19 protein-coding genes are annotated in these 22,667 nt (G+C 58.9%); 8 read left to right on the top strand and 11 right to left on the bottom strand.

The genetic code is table 11. The features are described from left to right. The first annotated feature begins 186 nt into the window (after positions 1–186). A complete protein-coding gene (locus tag ACJ8J1_RS03610) occupies positions 187–2,106 on the top strand; it encodes a sigma-54-dependent Fis family transcriptional regulator (RefSeq protein ID WP_033643697.1) in 1,920 nt (639 codons plus the stop codon). A 719-nt stretch (positions 2,107–2,825) separates the two neighbouring features. Here ACJ8J1_RS03610 and ACJ8J1_RS03605 read toward each other — a convergent pair. Further along, on the bottom strand, positions 2,826–3,674 hold the full coding sequence (locus ACJ8J1_RS03605) for a helix-turn-helix domain-containing protein (RefSeq protein WP_223524802.1): 849 nt from the start codon (positions 3,672–3,674) through the stop codon (positions 2,826–2,828). Between the two features lie 697 nt (positions 3,675–4,371). On the opposite strand from ACJ8J1_RS03605, the gene ACJ8J1_RS03600 reads away from it, so the two are divergent. The 4 genes from ACJ8J1_RS03600 (at position 4,372) to ACJ8J1_RS03585 (ending at position 10,560) form a co-directional block, all read left to right on the top strand. Continuing rightward, positions 4,372–5,259 carry a helix-turn-helix domain-containing protein gene (locus tag ACJ8J1_RS03600; protein ID WP_033643699.1) on the top strand — a complete coding sequence of 296 codons (888 nt, stop codon included), beginning with the start codon at positions 4,372–4,374 and terminating at the stop codon, positions 5,257–5,259. A gap of 495 nt (positions 5,260–5,754) precedes the next feature. Beyond that, positions 5,755–5,928, top strand: coding sequence for a hypothetical protein (locus ACJ8J1_RS03595; protein ID WP_154219870.1), 174 nt, complete (start codon positions 5,755–5,757; stop codon positions 5,926–5,928). Positions 5,929–6,385: 457 nt separating this feature from the next. Further along, positions 6,386–8,725 carry a membrane-bound PQQ-dependent dehydrogenase, glucose/quinate/shikimate family gene (locus ACJ8J1_RS03590; protein WP_069099985.1) on the top strand — a complete coding sequence of 780 codons (2,340 nt, stop codon included), beginning with the start codon at positions 6,386–6,388 and terminating at the stop codon, positions 8,723–8,725. Between the two features lie 194 nt (positions 8,726–8,919). Beyond that, a complete protein-coding gene (locus ACJ8J1_RS03585; RefSeq protein ID WP_016927100.1) occupies positions 8,920–10,560 on the top strand; it encodes a Na+/H+ antiporter in 1,641 nt (546 codons plus the stop codon). A 110-nt stretch (positions 10,561–10,670) separates the two neighbouring features. On the opposite strand, the gene ACJ8J1_RS03580 is transcribed toward ACJ8J1_RS03585, so the two are convergent. Further along, a complete protein-coding gene (locus tag ACJ8J1_RS03580) occupies positions 10,671–11,426 on the bottom strand; it encodes a glycosyltransferase family 2 protein (protein WP_033643700.1) in 756 nt (251 codons plus the stop codon). Positions 11,427–11,745: 319 nt separating this feature from the next. Here ACJ8J1_RS03580 and ACJ8J1_RS03575 point away from each other — a divergent pair, with 319 nt between their 5' ends. After that, positions 11,746–11,988: a hypothetical protein gene (locus tag ACJ8J1_RS03575; RefSeq protein WP_015378427.1), complete on the top strand. Its 243-nt coding sequence runs from the start codon at positions 11,746–11,748 to the stop codon at positions 11,986–11,988. 5 nt (positions 11,989–11,993) lie between these two features. Here ACJ8J1_RS03575 and ACJ8J1_RS03570 read toward each other — a convergent pair whose 3' ends face one another. Further along, complete coding sequence (locus tag ACJ8J1_RS03570; protein ID WP_033643701.1) at positions 11,994–12,623, bottom strand: serine-tRNA(Ala) deacylase AlaX; 630 nt, start codon at positions 12,621–12,623, stop codon at positions 11,994–11,996. A gap of 85 nt (positions 12,624–12,708) precedes the next feature. Between ACJ8J1_RS03570 and ACJ8J1_RS03565 the strand changes: the two genes are divergently transcribed. After that, entirely contained in the window at positions 12,709–13,644 is a 936-nt protein-coding gene (locus tag ACJ8J1_RS03565; RefSeq protein ID WP_033643702.1) for a LysR family transcriptional regulator, read from the top strand. Here ACJ8J1_RS03565 and alkB read toward each other — a convergent pair. Further along, positions 13,627–14,274: a DNA oxidative demethylase AlkB gene (gene alkB, locus ACJ8J1_RS03560; RefSeq protein WP_033643703.1), complete on the bottom strand. Its 648-nt coding sequence runs from the start codon at positions 14,272–14,274 to the stop codon at positions 13,627–13,629. The genes ACJ8J1_RS03565 and alkB overlap by 18 nt on opposite strands. A 139-nt stretch (positions 14,275–14,413) precedes the next feature. Here alkB and rarD point away from each other — a divergent pair, with 139 nt between their 5' ends. Beyond that, entirely contained in the window at positions 14,414–15,292 is an 879-nt protein-coding gene (gene rarD, locus ACJ8J1_RS03555) for an EamA family transporter RarD (RefSeq protein WP_033643705.1), read from the top strand. A 1-nt stretch (position 15,293) separates the two neighbouring features. Here the strand turns inward: rarD and dhbA are convergent, their stop codons facing one another. From dhbA to citX, 7 genes are all read right to left on the bottom strand, one after another. Then, complete coding sequence (gene dhbA, locus ACJ8J1_RS03550; protein ID WP_033643707.1) at positions 15,294–16,052, bottom strand: 2,3-dihydro-2,3-dihydroxybenzoate dehydrogenase; 759 nt, start codon at positions 16,050–16,052, stop codon at positions 15,294–15,296. 100 nt (positions 16,053–16,152) lie between these two features. Further along, on the bottom strand, positions 16,153–17,343 hold the full coding sequence (locus ACJ8J1_RS03545) for an isochorismate synthase (protein WP_033643708.1): 1,191 nt from the start codon (positions 17,341–17,343) through the stop codon (positions 16,153–16,155). 189 nt (positions 17,344–17,532) lie between these two features. After that, a complete protein-coding gene (locus tag ACJ8J1_RS03540) occupies positions 17,533–18,225 on the bottom strand; it encodes a 4'-phosphopantetheinyl transferase family protein (protein ID WP_033643709.1) in 693 nt (230 codons plus the stop codon). A gap of 161 nt (positions 18,226–18,386) precedes the next feature. Next, the gene (agp, locus tag ACJ8J1_RS03535) at positions 18,387–19,616 is read right to left on the bottom strand and encodes a bifunctional glucose-1-phosphatase/inositol phosphatase (protein ID WP_033643710.1); all 1,230 of its coding nucleotides are present in this window, start codon (positions 19,614–19,616) and stop codon (positions 18,387–18,389) included. Positions 19,617–19,762: 146 nt separating this feature from the next. Next, the gene (locus tag ACJ8J1_RS03530; protein WP_033643712.1) at positions 19,763–21,226 is read right to left on the bottom strand and encodes an anion permease; all 1,464 of its coding nucleotides are present in this window, start codon (positions 21,224–21,226) and stop codon (positions 19,763–19,765) included. A 25-nt stretch (positions 21,227–21,251) separates the two neighbouring features. After that, positions 21,252–22,136: a triphosphoribosyl-dephospho-CoA synthase CitG gene (citG, locus tag ACJ8J1_RS03525; protein ID WP_033643713.1), complete on the bottom strand. Its 885-nt coding sequence runs from the start codon at positions 22,134–22,136 to the stop codon at positions 21,252–21,254. After that, positions 22,117–22,665, bottom strand: coding sequence for a citrate lyase holo-[acyl-carrier protein] synthase (gene citX / locus ACJ8J1_RS03520; RefSeq protein WP_033635185.1), 549 nt, complete (start codon positions 22,663–22,665; stop codon positions 22,117–22,119). Before citX ends, citG begins: the two co-directional genes overlap by 20 nt. Between the last annotated feature and the right edge of the window lie 2 nt (positions 22,666–22,667).

The raw sequence follows: 22,667 nt of genomic DNA, 5'->3' as shown, positions 1-22,667 counted from the left end.
GGATTTTAAAAAGCAATGCATATCAATGCGTTGAAAAGACATTACCGCCCGAGCGCTGCTGCATTGGCAGCAGGCGGCGGCGAAAAGCTGTTGCCAATGCAGCACCGTGCGCCTTTTACCCTCTCGCGGCCGCTCATGGGCTGGGATAAGATTTTTTCCCCCTTCGCCGTCAGCCAGGAGACGCCCATGTACGATCCCCAACCGTTCGCCGCCGACAAACCGGTGCTGATCGATCCGGCGTCGCTCGCTCTGCAAAGCGTGCTCGATCGGCTGGCCCCCACCGATGCCACCGTACTGATCGTCGGCGAAACCGGCACAGGCAAAGAGGTGGTGGCGCGCTATCTGCACCACCACAGCGCGCGCCGCCATCGCCCTTTTTTGGCGGTCAACTGCGGCGCGCTGACGGAAAGCCTGGCGGAAGCCGAATTGTTCGGCCATGAGAAAGGCGCCTTCACCGGCGCCGTCGGCACCCATCAGGGCTGGTTCGAAGCGGCGGAAGGCGGCACCCTGCTGCTGGACGAGATCGGCGAACTCAACCTGTCGCTGCAGGTCAAGCTGCTGCGCGTGTTGCAGGAACGAGAAATCACCCGCGTCGGTTCGCGCAAACCGCTGAAGATCGATGTGCGGGTCATCGCCGCCACCCACGTCGATCTGGCCGGCGCAATCCGCCAACGACGCTTCCGCGAAGATCTCTATTACCGGCTGAACGTCGCGGCGGTGACCTTACCCCCGTTGCGCCAGCGGCCGGAGGACATTCCGGCGCTGACCAGACACTTTCTTGCGCTGTACGCCCGCCGGCTGGGACGGCCGCCGCTGCAGTTGACGGTGGAGGCGCAGCAGGCGCTGCTGGACTACCCCTGGCCCGGCAACGTGCGCGAGCTGGAGAACACGCTGCATAATGCGGTCTTGCTGAGCCAGGAGGGGCCGATCGCCCCGCAGCAACTGCGGCTCACGCAACGCCTGACGGATCACGGCGGCGGCGGTGACGACGCCATCGATCGCTTCGTGCAGCAGCAGTTGCAAGGCGACGGAACCCAGCTCTACCAACGGGTGCTGGATGCGCTGGTGCGCAACGCCTTCGAACGCAGCGGCGGCAACCAGCTGCAGGCGGCGGCCTTGCTCGGCGTCAGCCGCAATACCCTGCGCACCCATTTGGCGCATCTTGGCCTGATCAAACCGCGCCGCCGCAGCGTCGGCGCGCCCGCGCATTCGCCGGCCATCAGCGCAGCGCCGCTGCCCGAACGCGAACTGCGCATCGGCTATCAAAAATTTGGCAACCTCGGCGTGCTCAAGGCGCGGCAAAGCCTGGAACAGCACTTCGCCGCACAGCGCATCAGCGTACTGTGGAGCGAGTTTCCCGCCGGGCCGCAGCTGCTGCACGCGCTCGACGGCGATGAAATAGACTTCGGCACCACCGGCGAAGTGCCGCCGATCTTCGCGCAGGCGCAGGGCAATGCGCTGGTGTATGTCGGGTTTGAGCCGCCGGCCCCGCAAAGCGTGGCGATGGTGGTGCCGCAAGACAGCCCGATACGCAGCGCCGCCGATCTGCGCGGCAAACGCATCGCACTCAACAAAGGCTCCAACGTGCACTATTTATTGCTGCAGATGTTGGACGAACAGGGAATGACGTTGAACGATGTGCGCATCGTCTATGCGCCGCCGAAGTATCCGCTGTCGGCGACCGACCTGCAGGCGGTGGACGCCTGGATGATGTGGGATCCGCTGCTCAGCGACGCGCAGCGCAGCGGGGAACTGCGCGTGATCGCCGACGGCACCCAACGGGTGCTCAATCAGCAATTCTATCTGGCGCGCCGCGAGTTCGCCGAACGCTCGGGCGATCTGTTGCAGCCGCTGATGCAAGCATTGCAGCACACCAGCCGCTACATTGCCGCGCAGCCGAGAGAAGCCGCTCGTCACCTTTCCGACGAACTGGGGCTGGCGAGCGCCTCGCTGGAACTCGCGCTGTCGCGCCGCAGCCACGAGATCCGCGCCATGGATTTGCAGGTGATCCGCCAGCAGCAAAGCATCGCCGACCGCTTCTACGCCCTGGGGCTGTTGCCCAAAGCGATCGCCGTGCGCGAGGCGGTTTGGCCGCTGGGATCTTAGCCTGGTTTCGGAGGGCGCAGCATCGGCCGCCCTTTCTCCTCTGCGCACAAACTCATACCGCCGTCGGAGCCGGGCGGTAATGCCAATGCCGCAAAGACATTTTTAGGTAAAATATACCGCCGATGTCAGTGCTAGGATTAATTCGCTATCATTTTATGTGCACTTTCAATTAACGTTACCCTGTTATTTTCGCATTCGCCGGTCGTCACGACCGGCTTTTTTATTCTCCCACCTCCCCTGCCAAAAAATATCGCTTTTTGGTAAAAAAAAACGCGCCAGGTAGGATTACATAGCAACTGCATGGCCTTATTTCCCGTGTAGGGCCGTGCATCTCAGAGAGATTGTCGATGTTTCATTGGCCGGCGTTAATCGCCGGCTTTTTTTATCTTCATTTCATGACGCCTGCGCGTCGCAGGCCCCACGTCTTATTGCCAAAGAGGATGCGCGCATGCCGAGTCTATTGTTCCGTGAGATAACACTTTTCGGTAAAGACAAAACCTCAACGCGCGCTATTATTTAATTGTAGTGTTGTCATACCTATTGAATACCCCATGCTTACCGACCCTCGCGGTCGGTTTTTTTTCTCCCTCACCAACCGTTCCGTTGGCGGCAACAGGCTTATGGGGCGTTGACGGGAGGGCGCCATCAAAATATCGATGGCATAACCCAAGCTTTCCGTTGTGATCAGGCAACCTGCTGCCGCGCGCGATAAACAGAGCTCATTTTATCGGGATGAAATACCACATGCTGACGTTTTCCTTTTCACCTGGGCAGTGATCGTGAATTTTAAATATTACGCTTTGCGTGATGAAGATATCCAGGGAAGCCAACACCCCCTCATAGAGCGATAGGATGAACTCGTTTTCGCTCATCTTTTTTTCATTGCGTCTGATCGCAATGTACTTTGCCGATGCGTTGTACAGGCTACAGGTTATTGGATTCTTTACGTTTACCTTCATCTGCCCCCGGCTGATTACCGGCGAAAGCAGTTGCACGATCCTTTTATTCTCGTAATACTCATGCAAATTCAAGTACACGATGCTGCTGGGGAAAGGCTCTTTATCGAAGCCAATAATCGGTTGATAATTGAGAAAAGGCCAATCGCGCAGGGTTCTGAATGTTCTCGGCGGGCAACCGAATTGATTTGAAAACGCACGGCTAAATGATTGCTGAGAACTAAACCCGGAGAGCAACGCGATTTCATAGATCTTCATATCGGTACATTTCAGCAATAACGTCGCGCGGCTTAGTCTGCGCTTTCTGATATAGGTCCCTATCTTCATCCCTTCATACAAATAGAACATCCGCTGTAAATGCCCGATGGAATACCCTGACTTAATGGATAGCGCCCTTATTGATACATGGCTTTGTGTATCAATGGCTTTTTCAATGATAGCGATTATCTCATCTAAAATATTGCGTCTGAACTTGTTAGAACAATCCATAGTAAAGCCTGTCATCTTGCTATTTTTATTATTGAATGCATCTCTCTTCTTGCGGAACCAAAAGCTGTCCGGCTTGCTTTCTTTCGAAGAATGGCATTCCCATATCCGTTCAAATATATCCACGCATCACGTTGCACAAAAATCATTTCCAGGGCGAAAGATGCCGATTCACCTCTCGCACAAGATGAGATTCACAAAGAAGTCGTGTGGAAAAACGCTGATAAACCACGGACGCCAAGACAGAACAACGCTCAGCGTTTATTCTGCCTCAAAAAACGCAGGCCACAGCCAGAAGATAAATAGCAAACGCTATTTCTCGTGAAAATACCCCCCTCATACTCCTCCCTGAATGTCATTATCCTTGATACCCCCTTGGATTAACCATTATTTAATTGCGCAATCCCCTGCCTGGCCTATTTGCCGCTTAACCACCCACTCTTAAACATAGAATAGTTAATTATTTCGATTCGAAAAGATGTTACTGTCAATAAATTGACAGCCATATAGAGTTTTTATCTATCAATGAGCAAAAAATGTGCTCCAACCGCCTTGATTCATTCATACAAACTCATAAAAATCAATAAATTAATACACTTAAAATGTATCCCTGCACTTTCTCCTTCTTCGCCATACGCTGCTATTTGGTAAATGACACTTTTAAGTACATTTTTTTTAATTTACCGCGTTAATATTGCAAGCGTTCTATACTCAGGATATTTCCTAAAAGAACGGATAAATTGGGGGCTTATCGCTGAATACCGATAACGCGTTATTTTACCCAACGCAACCATTAGGCAGATAACTAAAAGGGAGCTCCTGCATGTTTATAACCAAAGTCATTGAGGAGCTGCTCGCCTGGGTGGAAGAAAGTGGGTTCAATGAGAAGCTCACCGTTGAGATGCTGTCAGAAAAAAGCGGATATTCACGCGGGCATATCCAAAAAGCGTTTAAAGATGAAACAGGGATGACTTTCGGGAGCTATGTGAGGGGCAGAAAACTCATTCGCGCCGCATTTATGTTGAAAGCGACGAACCTCTCTATTTCCGATATCGTTAAAGCGCTGAACTTTCAGTCATATCAATCCTTTGAACGGGCGTTTCGCAAGCAATTCAGAACCTCGCCGATGCAGTATCGCAAAAGTAAATCGTGGGACGTGTCCTCCGCCATCCCATTGCTGTTTCTCGACGGCATTCCCGAGCATCGCTATGTGCACCTGCCAAAATTTTTCGACGATTCAGGGGATGGCGTTGATGCAGAGATAGATCACTTCCATCCTGCGGTTTCCGCGCTGCGATTGGCGGCAATTGATAACATGAAAAAAACGGATAGCGGCGTGATTAACTTTTTCAATTTTGGCGCGAGCATCAAGAAAGAGAATTACGTCAGCATCTATTTGAAGACCCTCTATATTTCTGAAGAAGACTGTCTTGGCAGCGTGCTTGCCTCTCTGGCCGACGCCCAGGGAAAAAAAGACATGCAACTTTATGCAGAGTTCAGTTATGACGGCGCAAGCGATGAGGCGCAAAAATTCACGCAAAGTATCTACACCAAATCATTCCCGATAAATAAAGTTGGCATGATCGATCGCTTTCTCATTGAAATTATCACCCCCAAAGGCGGCGATAGAATAGAGATGAAGACCTATATCCCCATTGTCTTCCCTATCAAGCACAGAGAGAAAGAGGTAGCGCCAGGGCCAGCGCGGTAACCCTGTCACTATCGGCGTTGCCATTTATTAAAAAGGGTAATGATTTATATTAAACAATAAAGATTTATGCTGAATTTAGGCTCAAAACCACTCATTACCCACTCGCTGCAAAGCGCCAACTTTAAGACTTATCTAATTGGAAAACACGTCAATATCGCCATGAAGATCGCGCCAAGATGAGTTCTTCTCGCCCCCACAAGGAATTACCGCTTATCCGTTAAGCGTTGACTTCGATATGACTTACGTACCAAAACCTTAAATATCAATGTGTTACCCACATTTGCTTTTTGTGCGGCCGATTGGGTAACTTATTGTTTTTATTATATTTGCACTAAATACCCCGCCTGAGCGCAACCGGCATTTTTCGCTTTATCCCGCCCGCACGCTTGTAGACATCCCCAGGTAGTGACGATATTTTATTTCTACGAGACTTATTTTTACGGGTGCTATCAATATGCCTTAAACAAGAATAAAGCGCATCAGGAAAATAGAATTATGAGTATTCAAGTATGGTCTAAAAACCTAAAAAAACACTATCCTAATGTTAATGTTGAAAAAGTCACCGTCGGCGAACGCGGGAAAGGTTATATTGTCTATGTCGATGGGGAAAGAATGGCATTAAATCATTTTTTTCGCCGTTTCTATCGACACCGGCTTGATAAAGAATGATGTTTCACCCTGAACTCAACGCAGGGTAAACCTCTACGCAACCTCGTGATTAAAAGCAATTTCGCATTCATCATCACTCTAAATAATTAGTCCAGAGAGGCTCTTTCATTCAATGCGCTTATCACTGCAATAAAATATCGGATTGCCCAGCGCACCCAAAACCGTATCTCTGCGAGACGGTTACAACCCGGTATTAAATAAAAATGTTGATGGTTATTTTTATCGCGCGCGTTCTGTCATCGCCCAATAAAAACCCCTTATCTTGGTCTGGCGACTGATCCAAGCCGCAATGGCCACTGTTGAAATGTATATCAAAACGACAACTCAATGCCCCTAAAGCGTTAAAGAATAAAAAGTCTCAAGGCGGGACATGCCTTGCCTTTCGCGCCGGCATTTTCACGCGTTGGCAGCGATGGGATGGTGATCCAATGTGGATTTAAAAGTCAAAGGAAAACATATGATTAGAACATCGTTTGGTAAGAGAGCCGCAATAATCACGTTCTTTTGCTTGCTGGTTTTTTCTGGCGTCGCGTTAACCGTGGGGGGAATTTGGCTGATCGCCCTCGGCGGATCGTTCTACTATGCCATTACCGGGATAGGCTACATCGCCGCCGCAGTGCTGGTCCTCAAGCGCAGCAAATCGGCTTGTTACTTAACCGGCCTGCTGTTTTTGATGACGATGCTGTGGGCGCTTTGGGAATCGGGGCTTAACTACTGGGCATTGTTCCCACGCCTGCTGGTGCCCGCCGGCCTCTCTATTATCGCCGCGTTTTTACTTCCCTCGTACCTGCACGGCGCCAAGAGTCGAAAGCAGGCTTACATCGCCGGTTCGGCATTATCCGTGGCCTTTGTCGCTTTCTTTATCGGCGCCTTCTTTCCCCATGGCGAAATTACCCCTGCTGGCGACGTGACGTTTATCGAGAGCAAAAGCGACAACGCGCCTGCCGATTGGAGCGCCTATGGCCGCACGACGGAAGGAACGCGCTACGCGCCGTTCAATCAGGTGAACCGTTCAACCGTCAAAGATCTGAAACTCGCCTGGGTGTATCGCACCGGCGATTTCCGGCCGGGCGTGGACCAAAATACCCCGCTCGCGATTGATGATGTGGTGTATAGCTGCACGCCCAACGGTCTTATCACCGCTATCGATGCCGATACGGGTAAAGCGCGCTGGAAATTTGACTCGCATTCCACCTCCCCCGTTTGGCAACGCTGCCGCGGGCTTGGCTACTACAAAAATGAGGATGTTGCGCCAGGCGCTCTGTGCGAGAAAACGATCGTTCACACCACGATCGATGCCCGCCTCATTGCGCTGGATGCCAAAACGGGCCAGAAATGCCCCGCCTTCGGTCAAAACGGTGAGGTGAATCTCGGCCAGCATATGGGGGAAGTCAAACCGGGTTATTACTTCCAAACCTCGGCGCCGACCATCGCCAGAGGGAAGATTATCGTCGGCGGCTGGGTTATCGATAACGTAATGAAAGGCGAGCCTTCCGGCGTCATCAGGGCGTTCGACGCCAAAACCGGCGAGTTGGACTGGGCGTGGGACTTAGGCAATCCGGGCATCACCAAGGCGCCGCCGGCCGGAAGCACCTATACGCGCGGCACGCCGAATATGTGGACCACCGCCGCCTATGACGACAAATTAGGCTTGTTGTATGCGCCGCTTGGCAATGCAACGCCCGACTATTACGGCATGAATCGCCCGGAAAATTCGGATGAGTACAACTCTGCCCTGGTCGCCATTGATATTGAAACAGGCCGTGAGCGCTGGAAATTCCAAACCACGCATCACGACATTTGGGATTATGACCTCGCGTCCCAACCCGCGCTGGTAGACGGTTTTGATGAGCAACATCGCCCGGTGCCCGCCCTTTTGCTCGGCACCAAACGCGGGCAGATTTTCTACCTGAACCGGGAGACCGGCAAACCGCTGGCGCAGGTTGAAGAGAAAGCCGTGCCGACGCAAGGCGCCGCAGAGGAAGAGCGCCTCTCGCCAACCCAGCCGTTCTCCGTCGGCATGCCGACCATTGGCGCCGAGCGCCTGACCGAAGAAAAAATGTGGGGCACCACCCTGTTTGACCAGATGGCCTGCCGCATCCTGTTCAAACAGATGAATTACCAGGGCGACATGACCCCGATCGGCACCCGCCCAACGCTCGAGCAGCCCGGCAATTTAGGCGGACTCAACTGGGGGAGCATGTCGATTGATCCTGTAAACCATATGGCTTACATGAACGATGTGCGCATCCCGAATGTGTTTTGGTTAGTGGCGCGCGACAGCTATGAACGCGTCGCGAAGCAGTACCCGCAAAAAGTGATCGATGGCCACGGGCCTTCTCCCATGATCGGCACGCCATACGGCATGATCACGTTGATGTGGATGTCGCCGCTCGAAGTGCCTTGCAACCAACCCCCTTACGGCACGATCACCGCCGTCGATTACAAAAACAAAAAGATCGCCTGGCAGATACCGGCCGGCACCGCCGAAAAAATGGGGCCGCTGGGCATCAGATCGCACCTGCCGATGCCGGTTGGCATGCCCACCTACGCGGGCACCATGACGACCGCCGGCGGCCTGGTCTTCTTCGCCGGCTTCCAGGACTATTATCTGCGCGCCTATAACAGCAGCACCGGCAAAGAAGTCTGGAAATATGCGCTGCCGGTCGGCGCGAGCGCGACGCCGATGAGCTACGTTTCGCCTAAAACCGGCAAGCAATACATCGTTATTGTGGTCGGCGGCGCCGCGCATTCGTCAGAAACCGGCGATTACGTGATGGCGTTTGCGCTGCCTTAACCCTTTGCACCGTTTGCCTGCGCCATTCCACAGGCAAGCGGGGCGAAGACCGGCCTTGCTCAACTGCGCTTTCTTTATCGACAGCGGCCGCCGTGGCCGCTGTTCAGCCTTGGCCGACGAGCCCGCCAGAGGGGCGGCATGCAGAAAAACCGTTTGATAACGGCGAGAAAAATTAAATCCACAAAAGGTTCACGATGGAAACATTCTTCACCATATTGATCTTATTGCTCACCGTCTCGTTGTCCGGCGTCGTGACGCGCATATTGCCCTTCCAAATCCCGCTTCCGCTGATGCAAATCATCGTTGGCGCCGTGTTGGCCTGGCCGCAGTTTGGGTTGCATATCGACTTCAATCCCGAGCTTTTCTTGATGCTGTTTATTCCCCCGCTGCTGTTCGCCGACGGTTGGAAAACGCCGGCGCAAGAGTTCATCCATTACGGCAGAGAAATCCTTTGTCTGGCCCTGGTGCTGGTGATCATCACGGTCGTCGGGGTGGGTTATCTGATTCACTTCCTGCTCCCGTCAATCCCCCTCGCCGCCGCATTTGCCCTGGCCGCCGTTCTGTCGCCAACGGACGCCGTGGCGCTGTCCGGCATCGTCGGTAAAGGACGCATGCCCAAACCCGTGATGAGCGTAATTGAAGGGGAGGCGCTTATGAACGACGCCTCCGGGTTGGTTTCCCTCAACTTCTCCATCGCTGTCGCGCTCGGCGCGATGGCGTTTACCCTGGAGAGCGCCTTTCTGACCTTTCTTCAGGTATCGATTGGCGGGGTGCTGTGCGGCATCATTATTGTCTTTCTCTATAATCAAATGGTTAAGTTCATCCATAAATGGATGTATAACGATTCCGCCACCCAGATTATTTTCTCGCTGTTACTGCCCTTTTCCTGCTATCTGATTGCGGAAAGAATCGGCGTATCCGGCATCCTGGCCGCCGTCAGCGCCGGCATGATGATTGGCCAATCCAAAGTGAATCGCAGCATGCCGCTGGTGCGTTTACGCACCAATAATATTTGGGAAATGCTCGAGTTCGTGTTTAACGGCATGGTGTTTATTCTGCTTGGGCTGCAGCTGCCGGGCATCTTGAACTTCACCGTGGCGCAAACCGGTATCGATCATTCCATCAGCCTGGAGACACTGCTGGCTTACGTGGTGATCATCTATTTTAGTTTGATCGCCGTGCGTTTGATTTGGCTGTGGCTGATGAAGGTCGGCAGCGCGACCCTGATGCGCAAAGATCCGCTGTTATTTTCGAAATTCAGCACGCGCGATCTGTTCGTCGCCGCCTTTGCCGGGGTGCGAGGGGCGGTGACCCTGGCGGGCGTGCTGTCAATTCCGCTGTTTCTATTGGATGGCTCGCCATTCCCGGGGCGGTATCAGCTGGTGTTTATCGCCTCGGGAGTCATCTTGCTGTCGATCGTCGTCGGCATCGTCACGCTGCCCTTCCTGTTGCGCGGCAATCTGCCGCCGGAAGAAGATCAGGAAGAGGCTTTCTCCGTTTCAGAAGCCTTGGCGAGCGCGGCGACCAAGGCCGTCAACGAAACCAAGGAAAAGCTGCTCGTCGCCCCGCCGGACGACGCCACGCCGGAACTGATTGAAGAAACGACGCGGCGGATGCTGGACGTGCTGCAACGTAAAATTCTGACCAAAGAAGACGTTAAGAATATCGTGGCGCTGAAGCGGCTGGAAAAGCAGCTGTACTTAGCCTCGTTGCACGCGGAAAGAGAAGAGCTGTACCGGCTGCGCCGCATGAAGAAAATCAGCCATGAGAAACAGAGAAAGCTGCTGCATCGCATTGATATTACTGAGGTGCTGATCGCTGAAGACAGCGTTTAAACGAGGAGATGAAGGCGGTTCGCCCCCCGCCTTCGGCGCGCGGTTGCCGGCCCAACGCCGCAATCGCGCGCCGCAATCGAACGGGAGCTCACGCCACGCCCGCCGTTCGGCTATCTGTGGTACCACGCCTTGAAATACTTCAAAAAGCTGTAGGACACCGCGTAAACGCCGGTCACGGCCCCGACCCGGCCCGCTTTCCAGGCGCCGCTGAAAATGTACCACTTGAAAAATGCGCCGATGGCGCTAATCACCCCTCGGAGAATCGATGGCCTTATCGCCTTGTATTTCACCACGCGTGCCGTATAGCTGTTCAGCTTGGCAAACACTTCCTCGATTGAGAAAAAAGTGTCGTGTTTAACGTGCCCGGCCAGTATCAAGGTGGATGCGCCCCCTTCCGCCGCATCATCTACCGGCGCATCATTGAACTTCACCACCTGGCGATGAAAAAAGCGAATGGGGTAATCTGGTGACGAGACGGGATAAAGCGTTCTGACCGCCTGTCCCAACACAAACCAATCGCGACGAATGCGATAGGCGTTATTTTTGTCGGGGCCTGGGGTGCGCTTGAAAAGCCGCATCGCGTCGACCGCTTCATCATCCATGATCTCATCGCTGTCCAGGCACAAAACCCAGTCATATCGCGCGCGGGATATGGCGTAATTCATTTGCCGGCCATGGGTTTCAAACGGGTGATAAAGAGGCTTGATATTGAAGTCGTCGCAAATGGCCAAGGTGCCGTCAGTACTGCCCGAATCCACCACGATGATTTCATCGGCGAACGCCGCCACAGGTTGCAACACGTCACGCAGCAGGCGCGATGAATTAAACGTCAATAAACACACGGAAATCCGGTTACAAAAATCCATTTTACAATCCACGACACTGAGAAAATGCAGTCCATGCCAAAAACGGCGGGCGCGCCGTGCAAAAACGCGCGCCCAAAGCGCTTCTCCTGCCCCGAGCGCCTCTTCAATTAAGTATTTAGAATATTGGCTGCCCTGTCATGCCCTGGATGATGGCATCTGACTATTTCATCAATTTCAATAAAATCAACGAGTAACCAGAATTAAGCTCGGGCGTTCACCGCACCGGCTCACGCGCCGGCGGGCGCCGAGCGCGAGAGCGGCGCTTGGCGGCGCTTTGGTTTTGTTATAACGTATCAAAAAAAGTAAAGGGAAGACGACGATGAAAATCCAGCTGTCGCTGCTGTTTCTCAGCCTGTTGGCCGGCAAGGCTGCGGCGTTTCAGTCAAAAGTGCCCGAGCCACGCACCGAACAGGCGCGTGCGGCGGAACAGAACATCGAAAATCTGTTTTACGGCTTTCACGCTATGGATGCCCAGCCGGTGAATATCGGCCGCTGTGAGGCGGTGCCGGTGGCGGGATGCCAGTGCGCCTTCTGCACCCAGCTGCGGCAGGCCGGGCGCTGACGCTTTTATTCCAGCGCATACTGCACGATCAGCTGCCCTTTCTTCATCTTTACGCCGGTAATCGCGATCGCGCCCACCTCGCCCAACGTGGCGACATGCGTGCCGCCGCAACCGTAGGCAGGCAGATCGCCGAAACCGATCTGGCGCATCCCGTCCACCGCCTGTTGGCGACGCGGCAAATCGGCGGCGATCAGGCGCGCCAGCTCCGCGTGTAAAAACGCCGCCTCCAGCGTCTGTACGTCCGGCCCCGGCGTGAACGTGATGCGCCCTTCTCCCGGCCAATGATGCGCTTTCATCGGCCGCCAACCGCGGGTTTCCCCCAGCCAGCCGATCAGATGGCCGCCGGAGTGCCAGCGGGCGTGCAGCCGGCGTTGCGCTTCGTCGACCTGCATATTGACCGGCCCGATCGGCAGCGGCGCCGCGGTATAGTGCAACACCCTATCCCCCTGCTGCTGCACCCGCAACACGGTGACGCCGTTCAACGCTCCCACGTCGGCCGGCTGCCCGCCGCCCTGCGGGTGAAACAGCGTGGCGTCCAGTTCCACGGCGTAAGCGCCCGCCTCGGCCGGCTCACAGCTCAATACCTGCGCCTGGCCCTGTAAATCGTCGCTGTAGTAATAACGTCGCTCGGTCATCATTTTTCTCCTCGGTTCGAAGAGCCATTATATTCATGTCATAATCGGAGCATAATCCGTCGCCATCACAATGGACCTTTGCGTCATGAGCACAAATCTTTCTTACGCGCTGTTGGCCGAAATGGCCGTTTTCGTCCAGGTCGTGGAGAGCGGCAGCTTTTCCGCCGCCGCCCGCAAACTGGGCGCTTCACCTTCCGCCGTCAGCCGCAGTGTGGCGAAGCTCGAACAGGCGCTGGCGCTGCAGCTGCTGCATCGCACCACCCGTAAACTGCGGCTGAGCGAAAGCGGCGAAGAGGCGTTTGCGCACTGCCGCACCCTGCTGGCGGCGGCCGACGCGGTGATGGCGATCGGCGGGCGCGGCGCCGCAGAGCCCGAAGGGCTGGTCAGCGTCAGCGTGCCCAAGGCGGTAGGCCGTTTCGTGCTGCATCCGCACATGCCTGAGTTTCTGCGACGTTACCCGAAGGTGGACGTGAGGCTGCGGCTGGAAGATCGTTATATGGATCTGATCGACGACCGCGTCGATCTGGCGCTACGCATTACCGATCGCCCGTCGCCGGGCTTGATCGGCCGTCAGCTGATGCGAATAGACCACCTGCTGTGCGCCACGCCGCACTATCTGGCGCAGCACCGCGCGCCACAGCACCCGCACGATCTGGCGGCGCACAGCTGCATCTATCTGGGAGAAACGCCGAGCGACGCGCAATGGAAGTTCCGCCGCAGCGGCAAAACGGTGACGGTCAAGGTGCGCGGCCGCTACGCCGCCAACCACACCGGCGTGCGGCTGGACGCGGTGAAACGGCATATCGGCATCGGCAGCCTACCGTACTTTACCGCCCGCCAGGCGCTCGACGAGGGCGAGATCGTGCAGGTACTGCCGGAATGGGATTTCCTCAGCAGCTATCACGGCGGCCTGTGGTTGCTTTACGCGCCCAACCAGTATCTGCCGCCCAAACTGCGGGTGTTTATCGACTATCTCGTCGCCTGCCTGGCGCAGGAGCCGCAGCTAAAGCGCCTTGCGTAGCGTGATGTTGATGCGGTGCGGCCCCACCAGCGAGTGGTAGCCTTCCTTGACCGGCAGGATGCCGTGGAAACAGAGCCGCGACGGGCCGCCCCACACCACCACGTCGCCGTGCGCCAATGGGATGCGCCGCGCCCGGTCGCTGCGTTGCAGCCCGCCGAACTGAAACACTGCCGGCAACCCGAGCGACACCGAGACGATCGGCGCGCCGAAGTCGTGCTCGTCTTTATCCTGATGCAGCGACAGCTTGCTGCCCGGATCGTAACGGTTCATCAAACAGGAATCCGGCACGAAGGGGCCAAAGCCCGCCTGCTGCGCGGCTTCGTCCGCCAACGCCATCAGAATAGGCGGGATCGGCGGCCAGCGTTTGCCGCTGCGCGCGTCGCGTTCCGAGTAACGGTAGCCGCGGCTGTCGCTGGTCCAGCCGTTGCCGCACCAGCTCATCGCAACCGACATCACGTGCCCGCCGGGGGTGGTCAAATGCTGCCACGGCACCTGCGCCACCACGCCCTGCACCGCCGCCAGCAGTGCCGGCCCGTGATCGCGCACAAAGCCGTGCATCACCACCGCGCCGGGGGCGATCTCTTCACGCCACGGCGGCGGCAGCGCGTCTTCAAAAAGATCGATTGTCATCGCCAAAACCTGTATGAATACACAGTATCCATTGTAACCCGCCGCCGCCGATTGTCCAGCGCCCGGCTGCGCCATTGTCGTTGGCGGCAAATTTCTCTACAGTAGCCGCCATAAAATCAATCACTCACCAGGAATGCGTGTGATTAAGGGCATCACTCTTTCGGTCGTCGCCTCCATCTTGTTCGGCGCGATGTATTACTTCACCTCTACCCTCACCCCGCTGAACGGCGAACAGGTCTACGGCTGGCGTACGCTGCTGACGCTGCCGTTCCTGACGCTGTTCATGGCGCTGTCCGGCGATTGGCGCAAGGTGAGCGACACGCTGGTCGGGATCGGCCAACGGCCGCCGCGTCTGCTGGGCCTGCTGCTCACCTCGGCGCTGCTGGGGGTGCAGCTGTGGCTGTTCCTGTGGGCGCCGCTGCACGGCAAGGCGCTCGACGTGTCGCTCGGCTATTTTCTGCTGCCGCTGACCATGGTGCTGGCGGGCCGTTTGATCTACCGCGATCGGCTGTCGCTGCTGCAAAAACTGGCGGTGGCGTGCGCCGTGGCGGGGGTGGGCAATGAGCTGTATCAGGCGGGCGGCGTATCGTGGCCGACGCTGGTGGTAGCGCTGGGGTATCCGCTCTACTTTATTTTGCGGCGGCGTTTCGGCACCGACAATCTCGGCGGCCTGTGGTGCGAGCTGACGCTGATGCTGCCGGCGGCGGCCTGGTTCGCCTTCGGCGACGGCGGCGCGGCGGCGCTGCAGATCAATGCCGAGCTGTATTGGCGCATTCCGCTGCTCGGCGTCATCAGCGCCGTGGCGCTGGTGTGTTACATCCTCGCCAGCCGCATGCTGCCGTTCAGCCTGTTCGGCCTGCTGAGCTATGTGGAACCGGTGCTGCTGGTGCTTGTCGCGCTGCTGCTCGGCGAGAGCATCAGCCAAAGCGAATGGCCAACCTATCTGGCGATCTGGCTGGCGGTGCTGCTGCTGGCGGCGGAGGGCGCGCGGCACCTGCTGCGCCGCCAGCGGGTCTGACTCAGGCGGCCAGCGTGGCGCCGCCGTCGATCACGATGTCCTGCATGGTGATGTGGCTGGCCAAATCCGAGGCCAGGAACAGCACCGCGTTGGCGATCTCGTCCGGACGCGCGATTTTACCCAGCGGGATCCCCAGCTTGAACATCTCGGGGAAGCCGGCGATGGTGCGTTGCTGCGCATCGTCGGTCTGCCACATGCCGCGCTGCATCGGCGTGTCGGTCGAGCCCGGCGACACCAGATTGCACCGCACGCCGAACGGCGCCATCTCCAACCCCACGCAGTGGTTCAGGCTGGTCAGCGCCGCCTTGGAGGCGCAGTAGGCCGCCATCTGCGCGCGCGGCACGTGCGCGGCGTTGGAGCCGATGCTGACGATCGCCCCGCTGCGCTGCGCCTTGAAGTGCGGCAGCACGGCGCGAAACAGGTAAAACGCCCCCGAGGCGTTGACGTTGATGCACTGGTGCCAGTCATCCACGCTCAGATCTTCGGTATTGCCCATGCGCAGAATACCGGCGGCGTTGACCAACACGTCCAGTCGCGGGTTCTCCGCCAGCTGTTGGCGGCACACCGCCTCCACCAGCTCCGGCCGGCTGATGTCCAACGTCACGCAGGGGTAAGGCAGATCCGGATTGGCGAATTCTCGGTCAAACCCCACCACCTCGGCGCCCTGGGTCAAAAAGTGGCGGGCGATCTGCTCGCCGATGCCGCGCGCCGCGCCGGTCACCCACACGCGTTTGCCGGTGAAATCCATCTGAATACTCATGCGCGCACCGCCATCCGGGCGCACCGCCGGGTCATGTTGTTGTTCATCGTTGTCTCCTGCGAAAGGCTATGACGCGGCGCGGACTGCGCCGCAAAGAGGCCTACAGCGCGCCGCTGTTCAGGCCGAAAGCGTTGAGCATGGTGCCCAGTTTGGCGGTGGTTTCCATCCACTCGGACTGCGGCGTCGAGGCGGCGACGATGCCCGCGCCGGCGAACAGCCGCACCCGGTTGCCGCGCAGCAGCCCGCTGCGGATGACGATCGCCCACTCGCCGTCGCCGTTGGCGTCGCACCAGCCGACGATGCCGCTGAACAAGCCGCGATCGTGCGGTTCCAGAGCGGCGATCAGCTGGCGGGCGCTTTCGGTCGGGAAGCCGCACAGCGCCGGCGTCGGATGCAGCAGGCAGGCCAGCTGCATCACGTTGAGAGCCGGGTTCAGCAACTCGCCGCGAATGCGGGTGGACAGGTGCCACATGGTGCCGGTGCTGAGCAGCGACGGGCCGCTGGGCACGCTCAGGGTGGCGCACAGCGGCGTCAGATGCCGACGAATATCGTCGATCACCAGCTTGTGTTCGTATTTGTCTTTGGTCGAGCGCATCAGGCGCTCGCTGCCGAGGCGATCCTGCTGCGGATCGTCCTGTCGGCGCGCCGAGCCCGCCAGCGGATTGGTGTGGATCTCGCCGCCCTGCTTGCGGATCAGCAGTTCAGGGCTGGCGCCGATCAACACGCTGCCATCGGCCAGCGGCAGGGAGAAGTGGTAACCGGTCGGGTTCTGCACCATCAGGTTATTGAGGATCCGGTGGCCGGCCACCGGCTGCTCCAGCTCGATATCGAGGATGCGCGACAGCACCGCCTTGTCCAGCTTGCCTTGTTTAAAGCGGCTGACCGCTTCCGCGACCGCGTGTTTGAATCGCGGTTCGTCTGGAATACTGGTGCAGGCGACCAGGCGATGCGGCTGTTGCAGCATCGGGCGCGCGGCGCGGATAAAGCTGTCGTTGGCGACGAATCGGCTTTCTTCAGGGATATACAGGCAGGAAGGCCGGCGCGTGTCGAACGGAATGGCGCCCACCACCACCGGGGCCGCCTGGCCGGCGGCTTTGGCGCGCGCCAGCGCCTGGCGAATATGCTGCGCCAGCGCGCTGCCTTCCTGCTCGCCGCCGAACGCCGGCGTCTCGATACGCTCAAACACGCCGTGGGCGGAGAGGGAACGGAATTCAGACCGGTACAAAAAGGTCGATTGTTCGGCGTACTCAAACCCGGAGAAGGTTTGGTTTTCTGTCGTCAGTGTCGCCACAAGACCACTCCTTTGTTGCGCCTCACCAATGATAATGTTTATGCGAATAATTATCATTAGCTGTAAAGGGTGGGTAAATTACACCGGATCCCCACCGTCGGTCAATCTCCGATGAATGAATCTTTCCGCACGCCGCGGCAAATTCGCGTTACGCCACAACAAGAAATAACACACTGTTATTATTGTGTTTTAGCAAAAAATAAAAGTCGTGACATCGTCACCTTCACGCCAAAACCGCCCGGCGAAACGCCGTCCGGCGCAGCAATGCGGCGTCAACGTGGTGAGCAGCGCCAATTCGAACGTCTGCCGCTGCGCATCCACCGCCACCATCCGCGCATCAAGAAAATCGAAATATCGGCGCACCTGCGGGTACAGCGCTTTGAACAGGCTCTCTTTGGCGGAAAACGTCAGCGTCAGCAGCTCGTTGAACGGCAGCGTTTCGCCCAGCAACGTCTCGCGCTCCGCCGGGGAAACGATCGCCCCCCACAGCTCCTCCGCCCGCACGTCGGAGAGCAGCGTCTCCACATCCAGCCCCACGCCGCCCAGCCCGCTCTCGCGGTGCACGGCGCACAGCGCGGTATCCGAATTATGGCTCAGCGCCCCGGCGATGCCCGGTGGCCACTGCGGCGCGCGATCTTCGCCGCGCGCCAGGGTGAAGTCGGCAAAACCGAGCGGCGCCAACAGTTGCCGCGCCAGAACACGCCCGGCCAGATACTCCGCGCGGCGCTTCGGCACCGCACGTGCCAGATGCTCCGGCAGCGCAAAGCCCGCCTCGGGAAAATTCTCGTCGCGATACTCCGCCAGCGCAAACTGGCAGCGCGCCACCTGGCCCGGATAGCCGTCGGGCGTGAAAAATTCGATATTGCGGATAAAAGTGGGCAACGGCGATATCCATGATAAGCAGGCAGGCTGATGATGTTAGCCCCCGAAACGGCCTGCAACAATGACCCTGGGCAAAATAAATGGCGTTAAGGCCGGCACGGCGGCGCGTTAGCCGGGATGGGGAGAAGCCTCTCCCCCGCGCGCGGGAGAGAGGCTGAGCATTACAAGATGCCTTTCATGGTCTTCTCGAAATCGCTCCAGGCGCAGAAGCCGTCTTTGTCGATCGGGCAGCCTTTCAGCGCCAGCGTCACCCGCTGCGGCGGGGTTTGCAGCGTCAGCGGCGTCGCCTTGCGCAGCTGTTCGGTGGACTGATAGACGTACTCGATCTTCAGCAGTTCACGGTCGTTCTGCGCGTCGCGCCAGCGCTGGAACACCAGTTTGCCGCCGATCGGCGTTTTCTCGTATTGCTGCGGCAGCTGATACGGCTGGAACTGCATGGCCGACAGCAGCGAGGCGATATTGGAGTCGTGGCCGACCAGCACCGTCAGCTTCGGCGCGTCCGGTTTGCGCTCGCCCAGCAGCGCGTTGTTGATGTAGGTCAGCAGCGGCTTGGCGACGTTCTGCGCCACCACCGGCGAGGTGAACAGCGAATCCTGATAGCCGTCTTTCAACTGCGCCAGCTGCTGCCACTGGTGCGGCGTGGCGATTTTGCCCCAGGCCACCTCTTTCATCGGGAAACCTTCGTAGTACTGCAGCATAAAGGCGTCCACCAGCGAGTTGCCCACCCGCAGCGGGCCGGAGACGCCCGGCTCTTTGCCCGGCACCGCGCTCATCACGCTGGCTTCTTTGGTCAGGTCACAGTGTTTGTCGGTCTTGCAGGCGGCGGAATCCTTGTAGTCGATGATCTTCGCCAGCTGTTGGTAAGAAGCGTCCAGCTTCAGCGATCCCAGCGCGGCGTTCATCGCCGCCAGCGCCTGCTGGTTGAAGGCTTCGCCGGTGTCGGTGATGATCGGGTTGAAAGTCGGATCCATCTCGCCCATCTTGTCCTGATGGTGCACGCTGACGTCGCAGCCGGGGAACGCGCCGTTGCTGAAGAACTGCGCGGTGGCCACCGTGCGTTGCAGGCTGTTGGCGTAAACGTATACGCTGCCGGCGGTCGGGCAGCCCTCTTGCGGCAACAGGCCGGTCTGCTTCAGCCAGGCGTTGAAGTAGTGCCCCATATACACTTCCAGCACCCCGCCCTTGGTGGTCAGCTGGCCGCCCGGCGTTTCCCAGGCCGGCCAAGCCTTCGGCGTGGACTGCGCCAACACGCTGCCGTTGTTGGCCAGCGGCGCGCGCAGGTTATGGCGGCTCATCACCAGCACCTGTTCCAGTTGATAACCGCCGGCGTCCGCCAGCGCGTTCCCGGTGAATATCAAAGGCAGGCACAGCAATAACGTTTTTTTTCTCATCCGCAGAGGCTCCCGGAAAATGATTATTTTTAAGGTGTTAGCGTTTGCCTGCGTATGATGGCGGGGTTAGTGTGACAAGTGTGTGACAGGGTTCACGGGAAAAGATCGTACCAGCGGCCACCGGGCGGCGGCCGCTGTGCGTCAACTCAGTACCACAGGCTCATGATTGGCCAGCCGATCAGCAGCAGCGCGGCGATGTACACCACGCCGAGAATCCCGCCCAGGCGCCAGTAGTCTTTCGACTTCACATAGCCGCAGCCGTAGATAATCACCCCCGGCCCGGTGGCGTACGGCGTCAGCACGCCCATGATGCCGATCGACAGCACCAGCAGCATCGACAGCTGCTCCATCGGCACGCCCGGCAACCCTTTGCCGACCGCCAGGATCACCGGCAGCATGGTGGCGGTGTGCGCCGACAGGCTGGCGAACAGGTAGTGGGCGAAGTAGAACACCAGCACCAGCGCCACTACCGTCATGTTCGGCGAGAAGCCGTCCAGGTGGGTGCTCATGGTCTGGGCGAACCAGTCGATAAAGCCGGAGCGCGTCAGGCCGTTGGCCATCACCACCAGCGTCGCCAGGTTAACCAGCGTATTCCAGGCGCTGGAGTATTTGGTAATGTCTTTCCACGACACCACGTGCAGCGCCAGCATCAGCGACACCGCCAACAGGCACACCGCAGTGGCGTCCAGCACCTTGCCGCCGAACACCCACAGGCATAGGCTGAGCAGCACCAGGCCGATCAGGGTGTACTCCTTGCGCGTCAGCTTGCCCATTTCCCCCAGCGCGGTATTCGCCCAGGCGGCCACTTCGCTGCTGTGGGTCACGCCCGGTTTGTAGAGGTAGTAGGAGATCAACGGCGCGATGATCAGCAGCAGCAGGCCGACCGGCAGGAACGCCAGGAACCACTGCATCCAGCTGATGTGCACCCCGGCTATCTTGCCGACGAACTCGATGCCCAGTACGTTCGGCGCGGCGCCGGTGACGAACATCGAGGAGCTGATGCTGGTGCCGACCACCATCATCCACATCAGGTAGCCGCCGATGCGGCGCGAAGAGGGATCGTTAGGGAAGGAATCGAACAACGGCGGCAGGTTTTTCACCACCGGGAACACCGTGCCGCCGGTGCGCGCGGTGTTGGACGGCGTGAACGGCGCAAGCAGGATATCGATGATCACCACCGCATAGCCCAGCGTCAGCGTGCGCTTGCCCATGAATTTCACCAGGAACAGCGCGATGCGCCGCCCCAGCCCGGTGGCCTCGTAGCCCAGCGCGAAGATAAAAGCACCGAACACCAGCCAGACGGTGGTGCTGGAGAAGCCCGCCAGCCCCCATTTCAGCGCCTCTTTACCGGCCTTGAAGCCCGGCTCCGCCAGTTCCTGCGCGCCGAACAGCACCCAGTTGGCGCTCAGCACGCTGACGGTCACCGCGATAAAACTGATGGCGGTGGCCGGGATCGGCTCCAGAATCATGCCGACGATCATCGCCACAAAGATAGCGAAATAGTGCCACGCCTGCGGCGGCATGCCGTCGGGCACCGGTATCAATAACAGGATCGCGAGCACCGCCAGCGGCGCTATCGCTTTCCAGATCTTTTCCTGGGTTTGGGACATAGGGACTCTCCTGAAGGCTTGGTTATTATTCTTGGGCACCCAGCTGTGCCAGCAGCCAGGTCACTATCAACAAGTCGGCGCTGCCGCCGGGGCTGAGGTTGCGGGCAATGCAATCGGCATCGAAGCGCCGCAGGCGCGCCAGGCCCGCCTCCCCCGCCGAGCCGCCCTGCGCCAGCAGCAAAGCCGCCCGGCGCCGCAGCCAGCGCAGCCCGCGCAGGCCGCCGCGCGAGGCGACGTTGGTGTCATCGTTGTGGGCCATCAGCCACAGCAGGCTGTCCAGCAGCGCCCGCTGTTCGTCGCCGCCGGCGGCCAGCCGTTGCCGATACAGCGGCAGCGCTCCGTCAAGCACCAACCGAAAACCGGATTCCGCCTCGCCGCGCGCGCCGCTGAGGCCATACGCAGCGAACAAGCGCTGGCCGGCGGTCTGCCCGGCGTTGTTGCATCGCAGTTCGCTGTCCACCAGCCCTCGGCACATCGCCGCCACTTCGGCGCATAACGATGCGGCGCTGATGGCCCGGCCCTGCTGCTGCAGGCGGCCGAAGGCGGCGCACAGCAACCCGAGTGAGAACACGCTGCCCTTATGGGTGTTAATGCCGCCGGTGGCGCGAAACATCTGGTTTTCGCAGGCCAGGCCGAGCGGCCGCAGCCGCGCCAGCTGCCGCTCCGCCGGCCGGCAGGCGTCCTCGCGCCCGCGTTGGATAAAGCGCGGCAGCCACACGCCGATGGCGCGGGCGCTGCGATAGAAGTGCCCGAGATCCATGTCGCGGTGGGCGCCGGTGTTATGGCGATCCACCAGCCCCGGCTTGGGCGTGAGGTTGACTTCTACCAGCAGCGCGCGGAAAGCGGCGCGGGCGAAATCGCAGGCCGGTTCGGCACGGTGGGCGGGCAGGTTAATCGGCAGAGATCGCATCGTTGAACATCCTTTCCATTTCATGCAGCAGCTGCTCGCTGCTGTGCCGCCGCTGGCGGGCGCAGATCTTGGCCGGTTGGCCGCACAGCAGGCAGCGCCGTTCCGGTAGGCCGATGTCGCGGCGCGACAAAATGCGCCCCTGCGTATCCAGCACGTCGATATCCCACAGCCGGCCGATCGGGCGGCTCACCTCCAGCTGCATGGCGCAGTCCTTCACCCGCTGGGCATCGGCGCGCAGCGCCACAAACCCTTCGCAACCGGTGGCGAGCGCCAGCGCCTCGGCCTGCGGGCTGGGCCACCCCTGTTCGGCGCACAGTCGCAGCAGCGCCGCCCACCCCAGGTTGAAGATGCCGCGCGTCAGCGCGCTGTCCTTCACCGGGCCGGGCACCACCAGCGTCAGCACCAGCAGCGTGCACTCGTGCTGCGCCAGCCACGCCTGCTGCCGCGCCTGGCGGCATTCGCGGCTGGTGAGCAACTCCGGCAGGCTGACCGCGCGTTCGGCGGCCAGTTGGGGATCGACGGCGGCCATCG

It is taken from the genome of Serratia sp. CY37869, from assembly GCF_052168895.1.
Classification (GTDB): Bacteria; Pseudomonadota; Gammaproteobacteria; order Enterobacterales; family Enterobacteriaceae; genus Serratia; species Serratia ureilytica.
The sequence above is the reverse complement of the archived record's forward strand: the minus strand, read 5'-3'. Positions and strand labels throughout refer to the sequence as shown.